Raw genomic sequence first — 21,433 nt, forward strand, 5'->3', positions numbered from 1 at the left:
CACCGTGCCGGTTTTTTCTTGCCTGGCGCCGATGCGCGGGACTGTCGGATCGCCGATAATCGCGCTTTCTCCGGAGTTCTCCATGCCGCAAGTCCTCACCGATATTGATCTCACGCCGCGCAATACGCTGGGGCTTGCCGCCCGTGCCGCGCACTACGCCGAGATCACCGAAGTGAGCGATCTGACCGCGTTGCGGGCCGATACCCAGCTCGCGGTGATGCCATGGCGGCTACTGGGTGGTGGCAGCAATCTGGTGCTGCCCGAGGTGGTGGAAGGATTGACGCTGCGCGTGGCGCTGCTTGGGCGGCGCATCGTCGGCGAGGACGAGCAGGCGGTCTACGTGGCCGCGGGCGGCGGCGAGAACTGGCACGACTTCGTGCAATGGACGCTGGCGCAGGGCCTGGCGGGGCTCGAGAACCTGTCGCTGATCCCGGGCACCGTCGGGGCCGCGCCGATCCAGAACATCGGCGCCTATGGCGTCGAGGTCAAGGACACGCTGTTCGAGCTGACGGCCTATGCGCTTGCCGATGGCGAGCGACGGGTATTTCGCAACGCCGATTGCCGCTTCGCCTATCGTGACAGCATCTTCAAGCAGGGCGAGGCCGGGCGCTGGCTGATCGGCGAAGTGGTGTTCCGCCTGCCCAAGGCAGTGACGCTGCATACCGTCTACGGTGATATCGAGGCCGAGCTTGGCGCGGCTGCGTTGCCGCGCACGCCGCAAGGCGTGGCGCAGGCGGTGATCAATGTGCGTCGCCGCAAGCTGCCGGACCCCGCGGTGATCGGCAATGCAGGCAGCTTCTTCAAGAATCCCATCGTCCTGGCCGCCCAGCGCGATGCCTTGCTCGCCGAGCACCCGGCACTGGTTTCATATCCGGCAGGCGAGGGGCGCTGCAAGCTCGCGGCCGGCTGGCTGATCGAGCAGGCCGGCTGGAAGGGCCGTCGCCTGGGGCCGGTAGGCATGTATGAGCGTCAGGCGCTGGTGCTGGTGAACCATGGGGGGGCGGTGCGCAACGACGTTGCCGCACTCACGCAGGCGGTGCAGGCCGAGGTGCAGCAGCGCTTCGGCGTGGCGCTGGAGGCCGAACCGGTCTGGTGGTAGCAGTCTGTGCACGGCGGGCAACAAGGAGTCATCCATGTTCGATCGCAATCACGTTGAAAAGGCCGCCAACAGCGGCCTGAGCAAGCTCACGCTGCTGCAGACCGACCCGCGCCGCTATATGCTGCGCGCGGTGCTGGCAGGCATGTACCTGACCATCACGGTGTTCACCTATTGGGCGCTGGTGCAGAACCTGCAAGGCAGCCCTTGGGGCAAGGTGGTGGCATCGCTGTTTTTCGGCGTGGGGCTGACCATCATCGTGTTTACCCATACCGAGCTCTTTACCAGCAACACCCTCTACCTGACGGTGTCGAGCGCCGAGGGCAAGACGAGCTGGTGGCAGACGGCCGTGCTCTGGTGCGTGTGCTATCTGGGCAATCTGGCCGGGGTCGTCGTCGTCGCTGGCTTGCTGCTGGGCGCCGGTGCCATCGATGCCTTGCCCGCCGGACACGCGCTATACGAGGGAGCGGCACACAAGGCGCATCAGTCGGCACAGCTGATCTTCTTCAAGGGCATCCTCGCCAACTGGGTCGTGTGCCTCGCGGTGCGGTTGGCGCTGCGCTGCAAGGAGGACATTGCCAAGATCGTGATCATGCTGCTGGTCGTGTTCATGTTCCTTTATCTTGGTTTTGAACACTCGATCGCCAATATGGGGACGTTCGCCATCTCGCTACTGGGGCAGGGGAGCATAGGCTATGCCGATGCCTGGCATAACCTGCTCTACAGCACGCTGGGCAATATCGTCGGCGGTGTCGTACTGCTCGGGCTGCCCTTCGCCTACCTGAACCCGGATGACATGCCGGCCAAGCGCGCCGCGCCTGATTAAGTGGCGCTGAAGCCTGGGCACCCGTCTGGTGGTGACGGGAAGGGCTACTTCGAGCAGCTTTTTATCCGTTGAGTTGGCACGCTCTCGGCTGGGTTGTTCAGGTTCTTGACCACAATGACGCAATATCCACTCTTTCCCAGACTCTCAAAGGCCGTGTAGGCCTCGTAGTCCTGCCCGGGAAGGGGTGTAAATGTGACGGAGGTTCCACATGCCAAAGAGTGAGCCAGGGTCAGACCTCCCGTTTGCGAAAAACCGGTGCCAACGCTATCCGCGAAGTCCAGTACCAGTGGCTTGTTTGCTCGGATATAGACTTCGGCGCTCACAACGTCAGGCTTGGGGGCCGTGCTGCTGGGCATGCCCAGGCTGGCGCCATTGTGGGCTTTGGTGAAGATGGTCATATTCCCGTTCGCTACGATGCCAGTGTCTCCGAGCGATGCATTGATGCAGCTGGACTCCGGTATCAATCGAACGACGCCCGTCGATAAAACGCGTAGACGAGCGAGCTCGCCGTCCTTGGGCGGGGTGTAGTCCCGCAACTGGTATGTCAGTGTATTGCAGGCGGACAAGCCAGCCATCATCGCAATAGCGGATATCACTTTCTTCATGTTTTCCTCTCTGGTACTCCCCGCAGATAAGTCGGGCGGTATGTCAAATCATTCGTTGTGACTCGGTGAACAACTGCTCGCGCGTGTCGTCGACGCTTTCGTGGCTTATTGCCAAGACACGACTGCCAGTGCGGGCCGATAGCGCTCCGGCGTGGCGCCGGAGCCTGAGCGAGTCGGGTGGTGATGAGGCAGCGTGGGTGGCCGCCCGCGTCTTGCGCTTATGCGTCCTTGTTGCCGAAGAAGCGTCTGCCTGCGGCGAATAGCCCGATGGCGCCCAGTGCGATCAACTTGAATGACTTGGCGAAAAAGGCGCCGATCACCGCAAGCAGGCCGAGCTTCTTGGCGCCGACGCCGGCGACCAGTGCAGCAAGGCCATACTCGGCCACGTGGTCGGTATCGGCATTGAAGTCCTGGTAGCGCTTGCCGTCGTTGAAGGCGAGGGCGGCCAGCAGTTGCTGCGCCTCGGGCTTCTCCGCTTCCACGGTATTCATGCCGGTCACCAGGTTCATGCTGATGTAGCCTTCACGGCCCAGTGCGTAGGTGTTGTAGTTCACGCTCTGCTCGTCGCCGGCTTTCGCATCCTTGTTGCGGATATTGGCGGCCCAGACCAACTGGTGGCTGCCGGCGTTATAGGCCGGCTTTTCCACCCAGCCGATCACCTCGAACTCGGCGATGCCGCGTTCGTGCCGCAGCTTATTGCCTTCCTCGGTACCTTCCTTGAGGTTGGCAAGCAGTTCGCTGGCATCCCAGTCCTTGGCGTCGTCATCCTTGATGTAGCCGGCGCGCTCAAAGCTAATGTCGATGAACCAGTTCGCGCCTTCGGCCTCGGGCAGCACCATCCCGAGCAGGTCGTCTCCGGGCACATTGCCCATTGCATCGAGCATGCGCGCCGCCTCGGCCTTGGGCACGAAGGCATAGCCTTTGGGCAGGTCGAGCACGGCCTGGTCGGCCAGCACCACGTGTGCCGGTCCGTGTTGCGCTGCCTTCGAGGCAGCGGAGTAGACCTCGTCGATTGCCGATTGCTCAGTCGCGCGCGCGGGTTGAGTCAGACAGAACGAGCTCGCCAGGGCAGCGATAGCGAGTTGGAACAGACCTGTTTTCATGGTTTTCCCCCTGAGTACGTGCACGACGGTGCCTCGATGATTTGTCATCGATTGTTCGGAGATTCCATGCCTGCTGTCAAAAAAAATCTTTCTTAGATAGAAACTTTTTACCAATTATTTGGTCAGCGACCGCCGTGGGGCGAGCGGCGGTGCTGTCACGCTACGCGGCTTGGCGGGCGAGGACTGTCAGTAACTTCCCGTGGATGCCGCCAAAGCCACCATTGCTCATCACCAGCACATGGTCTCCAGCTTGCGCCGCAGCCGTGATCGCCGTGACCAGGGCATCGAGGTCGTCGTGCGTCTGTGCCCGTGCGCCCAGCGGCGCCAGCGCCTCGGCCGGGTTCCAGCCGAGGTTGCCGTTGTAGCAAAACGTGAGGTCGGCATCGGCGAGCGAGGCGGCGAGCGCTTCTTTCATCGTGCCCAGCTTCATGGTGTTGGAACGCGGTTCGAGCACCGCCAGGATACGGGCGGTTCCGACCTTGTGGCGCAGGCCGGCCACCGTGGTGGCGATGGCGGTGGGGTGGTGGGCAAAGTCGTCATAGACGGTCACGCCAGCGGCGACGCCTTTCACCTCCATGCGGCGCTTCACGTTCTCGAAACGCGACAATGCAGCGATGGCGACTTCGGGCGTGACGCCGACGTGGCGCGCGGCGGCGATCGCGGCGATGGCGTTGAGGGCATTGTGCTCGCCGAGCAGGCTCCAGCGCAGGCGGCCTTGCGGTGCGCCGTCCAGCAGTACCTCGAAGCCATCGTCGTGGCGCGTGCCGATCTGCCAGCCGGCCGCAGCGCCGAAGCGCTCCACCTCGCTCCAGCTGCCGCGCTCCAGCACCCGGGCGAGGCTCTCTTCGCGGCCATTGACGATCAGCCGGCCACTGCCGGGCACGGTGCGCACCAGGTGGTGGAACTGGGTTTCGATCGCTCCAAGGTCGGCGAAAATGTCGGCGTGGTCGAATTCGAGGTTGTTGAGGATGGCGGTGCGTGGCCGGTAGTGAACGAACTTGCTGCGCTTGTCGAAAAAGGCGGTGTCGTATTCGTCGGCTTCGATCACAAAAAAGGGCGAGACGCTGGCCGGATCCTGGCGTGGCGTGCCGGGTAGGCGCGCGCTGATCCCGAAGTTCTCCGGCACGCCGCCGACCAGAAAACCGGGTGCGAGGCCAGCGTCTTCCAGGATCCATGCCAGCATCGCGCTGGTGGTGGTCTTGCCGTGCGTACCGGCCACGGCCAGCACCCAGCGCCCGGCCAGGATATGGTCGCGCAGCCACTCGGGCCCGCTGGTGTAGGGCAGGCCGCGGTTGAGGATCTCCTCCATCAGCGGGTTACCGCGCCGCACCACATTGCCGATGACGAAAAGATCGGGCGCAAGGTCGAGCTGGCTGACATCCCAGCCTTCGATCAATTCGATGCCGAGCGCTTCAAGTTGCGTGGACATCGGTGGATAGACGCCGGCGTCGCAACCGGTGACGGTATGGCCGGCGGCGCGGGCCAGCGCGGCGACTCCGCCCATGAAAGTGCCGCAAATGCCGAGGATATGGATGTGCATAGGGGAGAATTCAGTTGAGATGATGAAAGACTTATTAATCAATCGGTAATGCTTGGCGCAGTTAGGGGGCTTGCGTAGAATCGAACGCTTGTTTTCTGTCATCCAACATTACAACAGACCCTCGCCTCCATGACGTCTCCTACGCCGTCGGTCAATCCGGTGGAAATCGCGCGCATTGCGCTCAAGCGTCTGGCAGAACGCGGCCTGGCGCCCACGCCGGAAAATTACGCGCAATTCTACAACGCCATCGTCACCATCAAGTCGCCAGAGAGCAAGAGCAGTGACGAACTGCAGCATGCCTGGCAGGTGTTGTGCAAGCTCGACGACGCGCTGGCCGAGGCGGTCGATACCACGGCCAGCCTGCTCGAATCGCTGTCCGAAAGCGGGCAGAACATGGCCGTGAGCCTGGGGCATCTGCAGCATACGCGGCGCACCGGCTTCGAGGCGTCCGTGGCTGTCGAGCAGACTCGCGCCACGATGGAAGACCTGCTCGAGGACATCATCAGCTCCACGCATACCTTGCACGCCACGGTATCGGCCTCGCACGAAGACATCTCGACCATCCGCGATTCGGTCAAGCGGATCGAGGAAGACCTCTCCTTCAACCGCAAGCTGTTGGAGCAGGATGCGCTGACCGGAACGCTGAACCGGCAGGGGCTCGATCATCTGCTGGTACGCGAAGTGAAGCGCGCGCAGCGTAGCGGCGGCAAGCTGTCGGTGGTGCTGTTCGACCTCGACGACTTCAAGCAGATCAACGATCGTTTCGGCCATATGGTGGGCGACCAGGTGCTCGTGCATGTGGCCAACCTCGCCCGCGCGGTGCTACGCGAAAGCGACATGCTGGTGCGCTACGGTGGCGAGGAGTTCCTGCTGCTATTGCCGGAAACCGATCTCAACGGCGCGCGCTTCGTGGTCGACCGGATGCGGCTGGTGGCCGGCAAGACGCCGTTCATGCACCACACCCAGCGCATCGACGTCAGTTTCTCGTCGGGCGTGGCCCTGCTTGGCGCCGAGGAAAACGGCCGGGCGCTGGTGCTGCGCGCCGACGAGGCACTCTATCGGGCCAAGCATTCCGGCCGTGGCCGCGTAGAAGTCGCCGAGTAGCTCCACTGCCTCGCCTGGCCACCACCTGTGGTTCTTTGCGCACGGCGGCGCTGGTCACTCGGAAACGAAATTGCCAGTGAACTCGTTCGTCGACGCGGCTAAGCCCGGTGTGGCTCGGGCGCCGCCGAAGGGCGGGTGCCAACTGGTTTCAGCTGCGCCAGAAGGCCGGGGTGAAGAGCACCAGCACCGAGAACACTTCCAGCCGGCCCAGCAGCATGGCAAACGAGCAGACCCAGACCTGGAACTCGCTCAGCACGCCGTAGTTGGACGCCGGGCCGATCACGCCCAGGCCAGGACCTGCGTTGTTGATGCAGGCGACGATGGCGGTGAGGCTGGAAATGAAATCCAGGCCAGACAGCAGCAGCGTGAAGGTGAGCACGGTGATGCTCATGAAGTAGAGAAAGATAAAGCCGAGCACGGCAAACACCACTTGGCCGGACAGCGAAATGCCATTCACTCTCAGCGGCCGCACCGCACTGGGGTGCAGCAAGGTGGTGAACTGGCGGCTGGCCTCGCGGATCAGCACCAGCGCGCGGATCATCTTGATGCCGCCGCCGGTCGAACCGGCGCAGGCGGTGATGCCGGACAGGAACAGCATGGCGAGCGGCACCACGATGGGCCACTGGCCGAAATCGGCGCTGGCAAAGCCTGAACCGGTGGCAACCGACACCAGATTGAAAGCCACATGGCGCAGCGCCATGCCGTAGTCCGGATAGACTGCGTGCAGCCATGGCACGAAGGCCAGCAGCAGCGTGCTGGTGATGACGAGCAGCAGCATGGCCTTGAACTCGGAATCACGCCAGTAAACCGAAAGCCGGCGCCCGGCCAGTGCCAGGTAGTGCGTGGCGAAGTTGGTCGCGGCGATCAGCATGAACACGATCAGGATGGCTTCGACCAGCGCTGAATCGAAGTGGCCGACATTGGCATCATGCGTGGAGAAACCGCCAAGGCTGAGTGCCGACATGGCGTGGCAGGCCGCATCGAATAATCCCATGCCCCCGGCGTAGTGCAGCAGCAGCGCGCACGCCAACGTCAGTGCGGCGTAGATCAGCCAGAGATTGCGCGCCGTTTCGCGGATGCGCGGCGTGAGCTTGGCGTCCTTGATCGGCCCCGGCGTCTCGGCCTTGAACAGCTGCATGCCGCCGACGCCGAGCAGCGGCAGGATGGCCACGGCCAGCACCAGTATCCCCATGCCGCCCAGCCAGTTCAGCAGGTGGCGCCACAGATTGATCGAGGCGGGCAGCTGGTCGAGGCCGCTCAGGGCGGTGGCGCCGGTGGTGGTCAACCCGGACATCGCCTCGAAATAGGCATAGCTGTAACCGAGCTCGGGCCGGTACAGCAGCAGGGGTACGGCGGCGGCGGCGGGCAGCGCGGTCCACAGCCCGACCACCAGCACGAAGCCGTCCCGGGCACCGAGTTCGCGCTGAAAGCGCTGCGTGGCGGCGATGACGACGACGCTGGCAAGCAGCAGCGCGCCCAGCGCTTGAACGAAGGGCATCAGCCCGGCGTCGTTGCCCTGCCAGGCCACCGCGATGGGCAGCAGCATGCTGAGCGAAAAAATGGCCGCGACGCGGGCGAGCACATTGACCGTGGGCAGCACACGATAGGGCACGCTGCGTATGGTCGACTGGACGTACGCCTCGCGGGCCATCAGAAAAAGCCGAGCTTGACTGCGAACATCTGCTCGACTTCGCGGATGCGCCGCTTGTTGTCGATGAACACGATCACGTGGTCGTCGGCTGCGATCACCGTGTCGTGGTGCAGGATCAGCACCTCGTCGCCGCGCACGACTGCGGCGAAATAGATGCCGGCAGGCAGGCGCAGCTCGGCCACGCTGCGCCCGACGATGCGCGAGGTGCTGCGGCTGCCGTGCGCGACGATTTCCAGTGCCTCGGCGGTGCCGCGACGCAGGCTGTGCGCCGCGACGATGTCACCCTGGCGCACGAAGGCGAGCAACGAGCCTATGGTGGCCTGCGCTGGCGAGATGGCCACGTCGATCCGGCTACCCTGCAGCAGGCCGACGTAGCGCGAACGGTTGATGATGGCGATCACCTTCTTCGCGCCCATCTGCTTGGCCAGGAGGCCCGACATGATGTTGTCCTCGTCGTCGCTGGTCAGCGCGAGGTAGAGGTCGGCACGCTCGATCTGCTCGGTTTCGAGCAAGGCCTCGTCGGTGGCTTCGCCGGCCAGCACAAGTACGCCGGGCAGCGCCTCGGCCAGCCAGGCGGCGCGAGCGCGATTGGTTTCGATCAGCTTGATCTGGGCTTCGCCGGCGAGTTCGGCCGCGAGTCGGTAGCCGACATTGCCGCCACCGGCGATGGTGATGCGGCGCACCCGCCGTTTCTCGCCATGCAGCGCGCCGATCACCGCGCGGATGTGTTTGCGCGCGGCGAGGGCGAAGACTTCATCGCCGACTTCGAGTGGGGTGTCGCCATCGGGGTAGATGTAGCGATTGCGGCGATAGATGCCGACGATGCGGCGGTCGATATCGGGCAGCAGTTCATCGAGCTGGCCCAGCCGCTTGCCGGCCATGGCGGCGTTCTCGTCGACGCGCACCACGACCAGTTGGGCACGGCCGCCCGCGAAATCGAGCACCTGCAAGGCCTCGGGCGTGCGCACCAGTGCCGCCAGGTAGTCGGTGACAATCTGCGCCGGGGTGATCACATGGTCGACGCCGAAGCCCGCATCGCCCAGCAACGCGTCGTGTGTGAGCAGATCCTGGTTGCGGATGCGGGCGAGGCGCGTCGGCACGTTATAGAGCTGTTGCGCGATCTTGCAGGCGACGAGATTGAGCTCGTCGCTGGGGGTGACGGCGAGCAACAGGTCAGCATCGCGCACGCCGGCGGCTTCCAGCGTGACCGGGCTTGTGGCGTGGCCGACGACCGTGCGCAGATCGAGCTTGTCCTGCAATGGCTTGAGGTTGGCCGGATTCTCATCGACCAGGGTGACGTTGTAGCGCTCGTGGACTAGTTGTTCGGCGACCGAGCTGCCAACCCGCCCGGCGCCGAGGATGAGGATGTTGGCCACGGCGCGCCTGCCTTAGCTTTCTTCCGCGGGCCGTTGTTTCTTCGGCATGGTGATGCCCAGTTGCTTGAGCTTGCGGTAGAGGTGGGTACGCTCCAGGCCGATGCGCTCGGCAACCCGACTCATATTGCCGCCGGACAGCTCGATCTGGCGTTCCAGATAGTATTTCTCGAACTGGTCGCGCGCTTCACGCAACGGCAGGTCCAGATCGACGCTGGATGGCGCGCCGCTGTCGCCCGAGGTCGGCAGCGCGGGTGCCACGCCGCCTGGGGTGAACTGCGACAGGATGCGCGACACCGGGGCGAGATCGATCTCGCCGTCGCGCCCGGTCAGCGCCAAGCTCTTGACCACGTTGGCGAGCTCGTCGAGATTGCCCGGCCATTCCTGGCGCGCCAGGAGCTGCAGCGCGGCGTTGCTGAAGCGGCGCGGCCCCAGCTTGTTGGTGGTGACCGCCTCCGTCAGCAGGGCCTCGGCGATGCGCGGGATGTCCTCACGGTGTTCGGCGAGCGACGGCACCGGCACGATCAGCTGCGACAACGCCTTCAGCAGTTCCGGGTCGACGCTGCCAGCCAGCGCGTCGAGCGGGCGGCTGGACGCGGAAACCAGGCGCACCTTGTTGCGCTCAAGCTTGGCGAGCACGCTCTTGAGCCCGGCCTGCGCGCGGCGGTCGAGATAAGCCAGGTCGCGCAGAAACAGCGTGCCGCCCGCAGCCTTGGTCGCGAGCTCTTGCGGCGCGGTCACGTAGTCTTCGTTCGACAGTGGCGCGACGAAGGGGCGGCCCGGCGGCGTGAGGTAGCGCGCGCAGTGCTCGAAGCCGACGCCGGGTGAGCCAACCAGCAGGATGGCCGCGCCATCGGCGGCGGATGCCACGTCGAGCGCAATCGCCAGTTCCTTGATCGCCTCGGCCTCGCCCAGTCGTGCCAGCGTGGGCGCGGCGGAGCGATGGTCGACGACGGGCTGGATCAGCGCGCGCTTGACCGCGGTCAGCAGTTTTTGCAGGCCGATGGGCTTTTCGAGGAAATCGAGCGCGCCGATGCGGGTGGCTTCGACCGCGGTATCAATGGTGGCATGGCCCGACATCATCACCACCGGCATCGTGAGCTGGCCATTGCGGGCCCACTCCTTCAGCAGTGTGACGCCATCGGTATCGGGCATCCAGATATCGAGCAGCACCAGCCGAGGCTGGGCCAGATTGCGCAGCTGGCGCGCCTTTTCGGCGTTTTCCGCCAGCGCGACGCTGTATCCCTCGTCCTGCAGGATCTCCGACAACAGCTCGCGTATACCGATTTCGTCGTCGACGACCAAAATATCCTGACTATGCAACTTCACATCCCTCCATGAGCGGCAGTTCTATCCGTACGAAAGCGCCGCCTTCTTCCCGGTTACCGGCGGTAATCCGGCCCCGGTGCTCTTCGATGATTTTTTTCACGATTGCCAGCCCCAAACCCGTCCCCTTTTGCTTGGTACTGACGTAAGGCTCGAATGCCCGAGCCAGGATGTCGGCCTGGAAACCGCATCCGTTATCTTCCACCGTGAGCCGGGCAAATTTATCGGCTTTCTCGGTGCGCACGCAAATTTGCAGGCTACCGTCCCTCGGCTCGCAGCCCTGTAAGGCGTCTTGCGCATTCTGCAGCAGGTTGTGGATCACCTGCCGCAGATGGGTCGCGTCGCCCTCGATGGCGAGCGGCGCGTGGGCCTGGTCGATGCGAGTGACCGGGGCTGCCTCGTAGAGTACCAGTACGTCGCTGAGCAGTTGCTGCAGATCGAGCGGTTTCTTCTTGCCGGTGGGTTGGCGCGCGTAGTCGCGGAACGCGTCGACCATCTGCTTGAGCGCCTGCACCTGCTTGACGATATTCTGCGTATTGCGGGTGAGCAACTCGGCGCCGGCTGGGTCGAGCTTGTCGGCGAGCTTGAATTCCAGCCGCTCGGCCGAAAGCTGGATCGGCGTGAGCGGGTTCTTGATCTCGTGTGCCAGTCGCCGGGCCACTTCGCCCCAGGCGGCATCGCGCTGCGCGGAAATCAGCTCGGTGATGTCGTCGAACACCACGAGGAAACCGCGACGCTGCTCGATATCCTCCACCCACAGCGGCGTGCCACGCACGTTCAATGCCCGGGTGTCGACGATCTCCACCTGGCGCTGCCAGTGCTCGTCGTCCTGCGCGAAGCCGGCGGCGATGGTGTCACAGAAACCGGCGAGCGCCGGGTAGCGTTCCGGCCATTGTTCCAGCACCAGGCCGGAGAGCGCGGCCGGATCGATGCCGAGGATGCGCTGCGCGCTCTGGTTGCTGGAGGCGAGCTGCCAGTGCTCGTCGAATGACAGCACGCCGGCGGAGAGCGAGCCCAGAATGGCCTGCCGGTAAGCGTTGGCCGCGGCCTGCTCGGTCTGGTGCAGTTCCAGCGAGGCGCGGGCATCGGCAAGCTGACGCGTCATGCGATTGAACGACTGGGTGAGGATGCCGAGCTCGTCGCGGCTGATTACGGGCTGCTGCTGCGTGAAATCGCCCGAAGCCACCGCGCGGGTGGCGCGTGCCAGCATGGAAAGCGGTGCCGCGATCCGGTCGGACAGGTAGATGGCGAGCGCAAGCGCGCCCAGGAGTGCCATCAGCAGGGCCAGCGTCAGCGTCAGCGTGTAGACCAGCTTGAGGCCGCTGCGCGACTGGGATAGCTGCTTGTAGTCGCTGCGTACCTGTTCCACCAGTTCGGCGTCGGCAGCCAGTTGTTCCGGCACCGGCTGGATGATCTGCAGCAGCCGTTGCTTGCTGCCCCAGCGCGCGCCGGTGATCGGCACGATCACGCGCATAGTCAGCGCACCGCCCGACACCGCTTCCAGCCGCTTCAGCGATTCATTACTGGCACTGCGCAGGCTGTTGCGATCGGGCAGATCTGGAAACAACCCGGCGTTTTCGTTACCGATGTGGGCGATGGTATTGCCCGAATCGTCGAACACCGAGATTTCCTGCACGCCCAGCTGTTCGCGGTAGCGTGTCAGCCGATTGAGCAGTTCGGTGCCACGGTCGTCGTGGATGTCGAGCGCGACGACCCGCGCCTTGCGCGACAAGTCGGTGAGCTGGTAGTCGATCGCGTTGTGACCCAGATTAAGGCCGCGGTCGAGCGCGTTGTCGACGCGAACATCGAACCAGTTCTCGATCGACTTGTTGAGGAACTGTACCGACAGCGTGTACACCAGCGTGCCAGGCAGCACAGCGACGAGGGCGAACATCAGCACCATGCGCAGCGTGAGCCTGGAGCCGAACACCTTGGCGCGCACCTTGCGCACCAGCTCCCACAGCCGCGCACCGACAAGGAACAGCAGGCCGGCCAGCAGCAGCGCGTTGAGGATCAGCAGCTCGTCGTAGTAATCGGCGAAGGTCGAGGTCTTGCCGGCCGCGGTGGCCAGCAGGAACAGCAAGATGGTGCCAAGCGAAGCGACGATGATGAGCGCGCGTCTCATGGCGCGTCCTCCAGCGCTTGCGGAGCCACTTCGCCGCGCTTGAGCTCGATCCAGGGGGAGGACAATACCCAGTCGTCCTTGCCCATCGCGGAGAGCTGCAGCGGCTTGGGCAGTTGCGAGACGTCGAGCCGCAGCCGCACCCGGCCGGAGAGCGGCTCCTTGTCGCGGGCCAGATCGCTGCCGACGAGCACTTCCCAGTTGCGTACCACGCCGAGCGCGGTCAATGCGTCGGACAGCGTGGCGAAGCTGCGATAAAAGCTGCCCAGGTGCAGGCGGTACTGGCGCGACAGGTTGTGATAGGACAGCCGGTAGTTGAGTTGGGCGGTAGGGTCGAACCAGTTGGCGACGCTCTTCCACCACGCATAGGCCCGGGGCCGGGTGAGCTGGAATTCGTAGCTGAAGGGCAGCGTGAAGCCGTTGGCAAGCGCATCTTCCAGCCCGGGCTTGAGCGTGACGTCGAAGCGCGCTGCGAGCTCGATATGGTCGCCCGCGTAGTCGAAGCTGGCGTCGCGCACCCGGATGCCAGGCTCTTGCGCGCTCGCCGGAATGCACAGCACCCAGGCCAGCACGAGCGCGACAAGGCTAGCCAGCAGGCTGGGCGGTGATCTTCTCGAAAAGGGCGTAGAAAAAGCCATCGTGCTCGGGCGTGGGCAGTAGCTGACCATCGTCGGGCAGGCCGCCTGGCAGCGGCAAGCGCTGCGCATCGGCATGCCGTGCCGCGAAGGCCGTGGCTTGCTCGGCGTTCTCGGCCGGAAAGATGGAGCACGTAGCATAGAGGAGTTTGCCCCCCGGCGCCACGAGCGCCCACAGCGCATCGATCATTTCGGCTTGCTGGCGGGAATAACCGACGAAATCCTCGGGGCGCCGCAGCCACTTGATGTCCGGATTGCGCCGCACCACGCCGGTGGCCGAACAGGGCACGTCGGCCAGCACCCGGTCGAACGGCGTGCCGTCCCACCACAGCGCCGGATTGCTGGCGTCGCCCGCAACCAGCGTGGCCGAGAGCTGGAGCCGCTTGAGGTTGTCATGCACGCGCGAAAGTCGCTTCGCGTCGCTATCGATGGCGGTCAGCGCCACATCGGCCAGCTCCAGGATGTGGCCGGTCTTGCCGCCGGGCGCCGCGCACGCATCGAGCACGCGCAGGCCATCCTTGACGTCAAGCAACAGCGCCGCGCGTTGCGCGCCCCAGTCCTGCACCGATACGTCGCCGTCCAGGAAGCCGGGCAACTGGTCGATGCCGATCGGGCGGTGGATATTGATGGCGGCCTCGCCAAGCGGGCTCGCGGCAATGCCGGCCTCGGCCAGGCGCTTGAGGTAGTTGTCGACGGTCTCGCGCCGGCGATTCACCCGCAGCGTCAACGGCGGGTGCAGGTTGCTGGCCGACAATATGGCCTGCCAGCGCTTCGGGTAGGCGTCGCGCAGGGCGTTGATCCACCACTGCGGATGCGACCAGAGTCCGCGTTCGGTGCGGTTGGCGTTGCCCAGTAGCGTGTCCTTGCTGCGCAGGAAGTTGCGCAGGATGGCATTGACGAGGCCCTTGCCGCCGCCGCTGCCGACATGGGTTGCTACCTTGACCGCATGGTCGACCACGCTATAGGGCGCGGCACGCGTGAAATGCAGCTGGTAGAGCGACACCAGGAGCAGCATGCGCAGCTCGTCCTCGAACAAGGGCTTGCGCAGCAACTGGCCGAGCACGTGTTCGAGCAGGCCCAGGTGGCGCAAGGAGCCGTAGCACAGATCCTGGATGGCGCCGCGTTGTTGCGGGCGCAGGTCGGGCTGGCCTTGCCAGATCGCGGCGAGGGCATCGGTCAGCGTGCGGCCCGCCAGGACCTGGCCGAGCGCCTGGCTTGCCAGTTTTTGAGTCAGATACATGGTTGAGCCTTGGGCCGGCGCGACGTGGGTCGCATGAGCAAGTAATAGGACAACTAAACTAACCCAGCCGGCTGCCGACGGCGAGCGGGTTTCCCGCCAGGAAGGCGGCTGCATCCACGCGCTTCGCGCCCGCTTTTTGCAGCTCGGCGATCGATAGCGCGCCCGCGCCGCAGGCGACGACGATGCCATCCTTGCCGCAGGCAAGCACCGTGCCGGCTTCCCCGGTGCCCGCTGTCGTGCGGGCCGTCCAGATCTTGAGCGGGGTGCCATCCAGCAGTGTCTGGGCGGATGGAAAGGGGTTGAACGCACGGATCGTGCGGTCGATCTCGGTTGCTGGCAGGCGCCAGTCGATCTGCGCTTCTTCCTTCTTCAGCTTCTCGGCGTAGGTGACGCCCTCGGCCGGCTGCTTTTGCCTGGTCGCCTGCAAGGCAGGCAGATCGGCCAGCGCCGCGACGATGGCCGCAGCGCCTTGCGCGGCGAGCTTGTCGTGCAGTGTCTGCGCGGTATCGTCGGTGGTGATAGTCGTGCGGTGGATGGACAGCATGTCGCCGGTATCGAGCCCGGCGTCCATCTGCATGATGGTGATACCGGTCTCCAAGTCCCCAGCGGCGATGGCGCGCTGGATGGGGGCCGCACCACGCCAGCGCGGCAGCAGCGAGGCGTGGATATTGAGGCAACCCAGGCGCGGCAGGTCCAGTACCGCCTGCGGCAGGATCAGGCCGTAGGCGGCGACGATCATCACGTCTGCATCAATGGCGACCAGTGGCGCCTGTTGTTCGGGCGAGCGCAGTTTTTCCGGTTGGTAGACCGGCAGTCCGTGCTGCTCGGCCAGCTGCTTGACCGGCGATGCGGTCAGCTTCATGCCACGGCCGGCAGGGCGATCCGGCTGGGTGAGCACCAGCACGATCTCGTGACCTGCCGCGATCAGGGCGGCGAGGGCGCTGGCGGCGAAATCGGGGGTGCCGGCAAAAATCAGTTTCATGGACGGGCCACCGGATGGAGAAGGGGGCTTTGCGCCCCCTTCTTGGTTGATCACATGGTCTTGCGCTGGTTCTTCTTCAACTTCTGCACGATGCGCTGCAGCTTCAGCCGCGAGAGTTTCTCGACAAAGACCTTGCCATCCAGGTGATCTATCTCATGCTGGATACAGATCGCGAGGAGCTCACCGGTGCTGATTTCGAATGGCTGGCCATTGCGATCGAGGGCCTGTACCTTGATGTGGTCGGCGCGCTCGACCTCTTCGTAGATGCCGGGCACCGACAAACAGCCTTCCTCGTAGGTGGTCTTGCCGTCCATCTCGACGATTTCGGGATTGATCAGCACCAGCAGATTGTTGCGTTCTTCCGACAGGTCGATGACGATCAGGCGGATATGTTCATTCACTTGTGTGGCCGCCAGACCGATGCCCGGCGCCTCGTACATCGTCTCAGCCATATCGTTGATCAGCTTTTGCAGCGTATCGTCGAATACGGTGACCGGTTTGGCGACTGTATGCAGGCGTTCGTCGGGATATTGCAGGATATTGAGTAGGGCCATGTTAGCTTGCGGCGAAAAAAGAATATATGCAGAATCAAATGGCGGTAATTCAGGGCTACCGCAGCGGCTTCAGTATCGTGCGCATTCGTGCTCCACGCATTGCAGCCCCGTCCACCGGCCGTGCCGGCAACAATAATCAATGAGCGTCGCCATGCGAAAAAAGATTATATCCCTACTTTTGGTGATCAGCGGCTGCGTTGGTTCCGTGTACGCCGATACGCTGGCGCTGCAGGAAAACGCACCGGATCGCTACGTGGTCGTCAAGGGCGACACCTTGTGGGATATATCAGGAAAATTCCTGCAGAAACCCTGGCGCTGGCCTGAAATCTGGCAGCTCAACAAGGAAGAAATCAAGAATCCGCACTGGATCTACCCCGGTGACGTGATCGTGCTCGATCGCTCCGGCGCGCAGCCGCGGCTGCGCCTGCTGCGCGACAGCAAGAACAATGGCCGCACCAGCGGCGTGCTCAAGCTGGGCCCGCGCACCCGCATCGAATCGCTGGCTGGCGATGCTGCGCCCAGCATTCCGTTCCGCGCGATCAAGCCTTTCCTCAATCGCCCGCTGGTGATCGATCCGGTCGAGATGCAAGCCGCGCCGCGCATTGCCGCCGGCCCCGATGACCGCGTCTATTTCACCGCAGGCGACAAGGTCTACGCCGTTGGGCTCGCCGGTGAAATCGGCAGCACCTGGCACATCTTCCGTCCGGGCCGTCCGCTGATCGATCCGGACGATCCCGAGGGCAAGCGCATCATCGGCAACGAAGTCGATTATCTGGGTGATGCGACGCTGGATGTCCCGGGCGATGTCTCGACCATGCACATCATCGGCAACCGTGAAGAAGTGGCGGTAGGTAGTCGCCTGCTGCGGGCGGAGGACCAGCCCTTCATGAACTTCACCCCGCATGCACCGTCGCAGACCGTGCTTGGCAAGGTGGTTTCGGCGTATGGCGGCGTGGCCGAGGCGGGGCAGTACACCACCATCGTGATCAACCGCGGCAGCGTTGATGGCCTGGACATCGGTAGCGTGATGGAGGCGTACAAGGCGCCGCGCCTGATCAAGAAGGAAACCGTGGATGAGCCGGACCGCTACACACCGGGTGAGAAGAGCGGCAACGTCTTTATTTACCGTGTGTTCCCGGAGATTTCGTATGGCCTGGTGATGAACAGCACCCTGCCGATCAACGTGGCGGACGAGGTTCGTTCTCCCGAATGAACGAGGCTGATCTCGGGCACTGGCTGCGTTTCGCGCTGGTGCCCGGCGTCGGTGCCCGGCGCCAGCTCGCCCTGCTGCGCGGTTTCGGAAGCCCCGAAGCCGCGCTTTTTGCTTCCGAGCAGGCGCTGTCCGCGCATCTGGACCATGGCCTGATCCGCGGTTTCAAGGCGGTGGCCGAAGGCGGAGAGGACGACGCGGTCGCGCGGCATCTGGCGTGGCTGGCCGAGCCGGGCAATCATTTGATCACGCTGGCCGACGACGACTATCCGCGATCGCTGCTTGATCTGCCCGATGCGCCGCCGCTGCTGTTCTGCAAGGGGCGCGTCGATTTGTTGTCCGCTGCAGCACTCGCGGTGGTCGGCAGCCGCAATGCCACCCCGCAGGGGCTGGAGCATGCGAGTGCCTTCGCCCAGAGCATGAGCGCGGGCGGCTTGACCGTGGTCAGTGGCCTCGCCGCCGGCATCGACGCAGCCGCGCATCGCGGGGCGCTCAAGGAGGTAGGATCGACCATTGCGGTCGTTGGCACCGGCCTCGATCGCGTCTACCCGGCGGGCAATGTATCGCTGGCGCACGAGATTGCCGAGCATGGCTTGATGATTTCGGAGTTCGTCCTCGGCACGCCGCCGAAGGCCGAGCACTTTCCACGTCGCAACCGGTTGATTGCCGCATTGACCCGGGGGGTGCTGGTGGTCGAAGCCGCGCTGGGCAGTGGCTCGCTCATTACCGCCCGTCAGGCCGCCGACCTGGGGCGCGAAGTATTCGCCATTCCCGGATCCATTCATTCGCCGGTGGCGCGCGGCTGTCATCGCCTGATCAAGGACGGCGCTAAGCTCGTCGAGTCGGCGGACGATATCCTGTCCGAACTGGGTTGGCACGACGCGGCCTGCCGGCCGGTACGCGCGGACCCGGTACTGCCGCTGGGCGAAATCGAGCGTTCGGTACTGGATGTGGCCGGTTATGATCCGGTCGACTTCGATACGCTGCTCGTGCGCTGCGGCTTGACTGCGGATGCGCTCTGCGCAATTCTGCTGGGCTTGGAAATGGCGGGGGCCGTCACCACCTTGCCAGGAGGTCGCTATCAGCGACAGGCCTGACCATCCTGCGGGATGGTTTTTTGCTTTGGTGTCATCACCCCGAATATCACGATGCTGGATGTACTTGCTTACCTTTTTCAGGTCTTTTTCCACGCCGAGGGCATGCCCGACGTGCCCAAGCTCGCGAGCGAGCTGGCCGACGCGGGCTTCGAGGACGACGAGATCGGCGAGGCGATGGCCTGGCTTGGCGATCTGGCCCGACTCGACGACGGCCCCTATGCCGCGTTGGCAGGGCGCCACCTGGCGCGCCAGTTGCATCCGCAGGAAATCGCTGCAATGAGCCCGGAAGCGCTGCGCTACTGGTATGGTTTGGCGCATGCGGGTGCCTTGGATGCCGCCCAGACCGAGCTGGTGCTCGACCGCGTACGCGCCGCGGCGCTGACCGTCTGCAGCATTGAGCAATTGAAGCACTGGGTGTTGATGGTCGCATGGCACAAGCGCCGGGATGGTGCCGTGCTGTTGATCGAGGACATCCTGTTCGGGCGCGACGGCGCCACGCTGCACTGACTAAATGCAGGACCAGGCGGGTGCGACCGGAAACATTCCTCCGCTTGCGCAGCCGCAGTTCCACCCCTAATTAATAAAGCGCCATCACTCGCGAACTCCCCCATGCCCGCCAATCTCCTGATCGTTGAGTCGCCGTCCAAGGCCAAGACCCTGCAAAAGTACCTGGGCAAGGATTTCCAGATCCTCGCTTCCTACGGTCACGTACGCGGGCTGGTACGCAAGGACGGCTCGGTCGACACCGAGCACGACTTCAAGATGAAGTACCAGGTGATCGACAAGAACAAGAAGCATGTCGACGCCATTTGCGATGCGGTCAAGCAGGCCGACCACGTCTATCTCGCTTCCGATCCGGACCGCGAAGGCGAGGCGATTTCCTGGCACATCCTGGAAATCCTCAAGGGCAAGAAGCTGCTCACGCCCGAAAAGACCTTCAAGCGCGTGGTATTTCACGAGATTACCGAATCGGCAGTGAAGCAAGCGGTGGCCAACCCGCGCGACATCGACAACAACCTGGTCAACGCGCAGCAGGCGCGCAGCGCGCTCGATTACCTAGTGGGCTTCAACCTGTCGCCGCTGCTGTGGCGCAAGGTGCGCTCGGGTCTTTCCGCCGGCCGGGTGCAGAGCCCGGCGCTACGCCTGATCTGTGAGCGCGAGATCGAGATCCGCGCGTTCCAGACCCGGGAGTACTGGACCGTCCATCTCGATAGCCACAAGGGCCGGCAGAAGTTCGGTGCCAAGCTCACCGAGTGGCAAGGCAAGAAACTCGATCAGTTCGACATCCCGAACGATGCGGCGCAGGCCGACATCGTCAAGGGCTTGGCCGGGCAGGACGCGCGCGTCACCCGCGTCGAGAAGAAGAAGAAGTCGCGCAGCCCGGCCGCGCCGTTCACCACCTCGACACTGCAGCAGGAAGGCGTGCGCAAGCTAGGCATGACGACCGACCGCGTGATGCGCACCGCGCAGCAGCTGTACGAGGGTATCAACGTCGGCGGCGAAACGGTCGGTCTGATCACCTATATGCGTACCGATGCGGTGGCGCTGTCGAACGAGGCGCTCGCCGATATTCGCGAGTACATCGGCAGCAATTTCGACAAGGACTACCTGCCGAGCGCGCCGGTGGTCTACAAGAACAAATCGAAGAACGCGCAGGAAGCGCACGAGGCGGTGCGCCCCACCGCCATCGGCCGCACGCCCGAATCGATCAAGACCTTTCTGAGCCCGGACCAGTTCAAGCTCTATCAGATGATCTGGAAGCGCACGCTGGCCTGCCAGATGGCGCCGGCCAAGTTCGACACCGTTGGCGTCGACATCGCGGTGGGCGAGGGCGTGTTCCGCGCCAGCGGCCAGACGCTGGTGTTCCCCGGCTTTATCGCGGTCTACCAGGAAGACGCCGACGACGTGGAGCCGGACGAAGAGGACGAAGCCCGTCTGCCGGCGCTGGAAGAAGGCGAGGCGCTCCCCATCGACAAGGTATTCGGCGAGCAGCACTACACGCAGCCGCCGCCGCGCTATTCGGAAGCCAGCCTGGTGAAGGCGCTGGAAGAGTTCGGCATCGGTCGGCCGTCCACCTATGCCTCCATCATCAAGACGTTGAAGGATCGCGAGTACGTCGATCTCGACAAGAAGCGCTTCATTCCCACCGATACCGGTGAAGTGGTGAACAAGTTCCTCACCGAGCACTTCACGCAATATGTCGACTACAACTTCACCGCCAAGATGGAAGACCGGCTCGACGAGATTTCCAACGGTTCGCGCGAGTGGGTGCCGGTGCTCGACGAGTTCTGGAAACGCTTCTACGACACGGTGGTGGAGAAGCAGGGCCTGTCGCGCAAGGAAGTCACGCAGGAAGAGCTCGACGAGGATTGCCCCAAGTGCGGCAACAAGCTCGCGATTCGCCTGGGCAAGCGCGGCCGCTTCATCGGCTGTACGACGTATCCGGAGTGCGATTACACGCGTAATCTGAACGACGATGCCGCGACCGCCCCGCTCGAGCCCGAGGTGGTCGAAGGCCGCAGTTGCCCCGAGTGCGGCTCGGTGCTGCACATCAAGCAGGGGCGCTACGGCAAGTTCATTGGCTGTTCCGCCTACCCGAAGTGCAAGCATATCGAGCCTTTGGAGCCGCCCAAGGATACCGGCGTCGAATGCCCGCAATGCCAAAAGGGCACGCTGCGTGAGAAGAAGAGCCGCTATGGCAAGTTGTTCTATTCGTGCAGCACCTATCCCAAGTGCAACTACGCCACGTGGGACCCGCCAATCGCCGAAGCCTGCCCGCAATGCAAGTGGCCGGTGCTCACCATCAAGACCACCAAGCGCCGTGGCGTGGAAAAGAAGTGCCCGCAGAAGGAATGTGGTTGGTCCGAGGTGATCGAGCCGCCAGCACCCAAGGAATGACCGCGCGTCGTCGCGGCCGTCCGTTCGGCGATGCGCAGGTACTGTGTGTCAGCGCGCCGCCAAACGAGGGT

18 protein-coding genes are annotated in these 21,433 nt (G+C 64.1%); 7 read left to right on the forward strand and 11 right to left on the reverse strand.

What is annotated here, in order from left to right:
• The first annotated feature begins 82 nt into the window (after nucleotides 1–82).
• Nucleotides 83–1,099, forward strand: coding sequence for a UDP-N-acetylmuramate dehydrogenase (gene murB / locus NLI84_RS17745; RefSeq protein WP_255992130.1), 1,017 nt, complete (start codon nucleotides 83–85; stop codon nucleotides 1,097–1,099).
• A 34-nt stretch (nucleotides 1,100–1,133) separates the two neighbouring features.
• Complete coding sequence (locus NLI84_RS17750) at nucleotides 1,134–1,922, forward strand: formate/nitrite transporter family protein (protein WP_255992131.1); 789 nt, start codon at nucleotides 1,134–1,136, stop codon at nucleotides 1,920–1,922.
• A gap of 44 nt (nucleotides 1,923–1,966) precedes the next feature.
• Here NLI84_RS17750 and NLI84_RS17755 read toward each other — a convergent pair whose 3' ends face one another.
• From NLI84_RS17755 to mpl, 3 genes are all read right to left on the reverse strand, one after another.
• The gene (locus NLI84_RS17755; RefSeq protein ID WP_255992132.1) at nucleotides 1,967–2,527 is read right to left on the reverse strand and encodes a hypothetical protein; all 561 of its coding nucleotides are present in this window, start codon (nucleotides 2,525–2,527) and stop codon (nucleotides 1,967–1,969) included.
• A gap of 218 nt (nucleotides 2,528–2,745) precedes the next feature.
• Entirely contained in the window at nucleotides 2,746–3,630 is an 885-nt protein-coding gene (locus NLI84_RS17760) for a DUF2167 domain-containing protein (RefSeq protein WP_255992133.1), read from the reverse strand.
• A 160-nt stretch (nucleotides 3,631–3,790) separates the two neighbouring features.
• On the reverse strand, nucleotides 3,791–5,170 hold the full coding sequence (mpl, locus tag NLI84_RS17765; protein ID WP_255992134.1) for a UDP-N-acetylmuramate:L-alanyl-gamma-D-glutamyl-meso-diaminopimelate ligase: 1,380 nt from the start codon (nucleotides 5,168–5,170) through the stop codon (nucleotides 3,791–3,793).
• Between the two features lie 129 nt (nucleotides 5,171–5,299).
• Between mpl and NLI84_RS17770 the strand changes: the two genes are divergently transcribed.
• Complete coding sequence (locus NLI84_RS17770; protein WP_255992136.1) at nucleotides 5,300–6,274, forward strand: GGDEF domain-containing protein; 975 nt, start codon at nucleotides 5,300–5,302, stop codon at nucleotides 6,272–6,274.
• Between the two features lie 148 nt (nucleotides 6,275–6,422).
• On the opposite strand, the gene NLI84_RS17775 is transcribed toward NLI84_RS17770, so the two are convergent.
• Genes NLI84_RS17775 through def form a run of 8 tightly spaced genes read right to left on the reverse strand, consistent with a single transcriptional unit; the run spans nucleotide 6,423 to nucleotide 16,157 of the window.
• A complete protein-coding gene (locus NLI84_RS17775) occupies nucleotides 6,423–7,925 on the reverse strand; it encodes a TrkH family potassium uptake protein (RefSeq protein WP_255992137.1) in 1,503 nt (500 codons plus the stop codon).
• Nucleotides 7,925–9,301, reverse strand: a complete 1,377-nt coding sequence (trkA, locus tag NLI84_RS17780; RefSeq protein ID WP_255992139.1) for a Trk system potassium transporter TrkA — start codon at nucleotides 9,299–9,301, stop codon at nucleotides 7,925–7,927. The genes NLI84_RS17775 and trkA overlap by 1 nt, the downstream gene beginning before the upstream one ends.
• Before the next feature lie 12 nt (nucleotides 9,302–9,313).
• Nucleotides 9,314–10,621 (reverse strand): sigma-54-dependent transcriptional regulator, encoded by a 1,308-nt coding sequence (locus tag NLI84_RS17785; RefSeq protein ID WP_255992170.1) that lies wholly within the window; start codon nucleotides 10,619–10,621, stop codon nucleotides 9,314–9,316.
• Nucleotides 10,614–12,749 carry a sensor histidine kinase gene (locus tag NLI84_RS17790; RefSeq protein WP_255992140.1) on the reverse strand — a complete coding sequence of 712 codons (2,136 nt, stop codon included), beginning with the start codon at nucleotides 12,747–12,749 and terminating at the stop codon, nucleotides 10,614–10,616. Before NLI84_RS17790 ends, NLI84_RS17785 begins: the two co-directional genes overlap by 8 nt.
• Nucleotides 12,746–13,384, reverse strand: coding sequence for a DUF4390 domain-containing protein (locus NLI84_RS17795; RefSeq protein WP_255992141.1), 639 nt, complete (start codon nucleotides 13,382–13,384; stop codon nucleotides 12,746–12,748). The genes NLI84_RS17790 and NLI84_RS17795 overlap by 4 nt, the downstream gene beginning before the upstream one ends.
• Nucleotides 13,332–14,621, reverse strand: a complete 1,290-nt coding sequence (gene rsmB / locus NLI84_RS17800) for a 16S rRNA (cytosine(967)-C(5))-methyltransferase RsmB (RefSeq protein WP_255992143.1) — start codon at nucleotides 14,619–14,621, stop codon at nucleotides 13,332–13,334. Before rsmB ends, NLI84_RS17795 begins: the two co-directional genes overlap by 53 nt.
• A 58-nt stretch (nucleotides 14,622–14,679) precedes the next feature.
• Nucleotides 14,680–15,603, reverse strand: a complete 924-nt coding sequence (fmt, locus tag NLI84_RS17805; RefSeq protein WP_255992144.1) for a methionyl-tRNA formyltransferase — start codon at nucleotides 15,601–15,603, stop codon at nucleotides 14,680–14,682.
• Nucleotides 15,604–15,653: 50 nt separating this feature from the next.
• Nucleotides 15,654–16,157 carry a peptide deformylase gene (gene def / locus NLI84_RS17810; RefSeq protein ID WP_255992146.1) on the reverse strand — a complete coding sequence of 168 codons (504 nt, stop codon included), beginning with the start codon at nucleotides 16,155–16,157 and terminating at the stop codon, nucleotides 15,654–15,656.
• Nucleotides 16,158–16,308: 151 nt separating this feature from the next.
• Between def and NLI84_RS17815 the strand changes: the two genes are divergently transcribed.
• The 4 genes from NLI84_RS17815 (at nucleotide 16,309) to topA (ending at nucleotide 21,362) form a co-directional block, all read left to right on the forward strand.
• The gene (locus NLI84_RS17815) at nucleotides 16,309–17,370 is read left to right on the forward strand and encodes a LysM peptidoglycan-binding domain-containing protein (RefSeq protein ID WP_255992147.1); all 1,062 of its coding nucleotides are present in this window, start codon (nucleotides 16,309–16,311) and stop codon (nucleotides 17,368–17,370) included.
• The gene (gene dprA / locus NLI84_RS17820) at nucleotides 17,367–18,464 is read left to right on the forward strand and encodes a DNA-processing protein DprA (RefSeq protein ID WP_255992148.1); all 1,098 of its coding nucleotides are present in this window, start codon (nucleotides 17,367–17,369) and stop codon (nucleotides 18,462–18,464) included. Before NLI84_RS17815 ends, dprA begins: the two co-directional genes overlap by 4 nt.
• Before the next feature lie 51 nt (nucleotides 18,465–18,515).
• The gene (locus NLI84_RS17825; RefSeq protein ID WP_255992149.1) at nucleotides 18,516–18,971 is read left to right on the forward strand and encodes a DUF494 family protein; all 456 of its coding nucleotides are present in this window, start codon (nucleotides 18,516–18,518) and stop codon (nucleotides 18,969–18,971) included.
• Between the two features lie 102 nt (nucleotides 18,972–19,073).
• Nucleotides 19,074–21,362 carry a type I DNA topoisomerase gene (topA, locus tag NLI84_RS17830; protein ID WP_255992150.1) on the forward strand — a complete coding sequence of 763 codons (2,289 nt, stop codon included), beginning with the start codon at nucleotides 19,074–19,076 and terminating at the stop codon, nucleotides 21,360–21,362.
• Nucleotides 21,363–21,433: the final 71 nt, after the last annotated feature.

Origin of the sequence: Chitinolyticbacter albus (genome assembly GCF_024437655.1) — a bacterium.
Taxonomy (GTDB): domain Bacteria; phylum Pseudomonadota; class Gammaproteobacteria; order Burkholderiales; family Chitinibacteraceae; genus Chitinolyticbacter; species Chitinolyticbacter albus.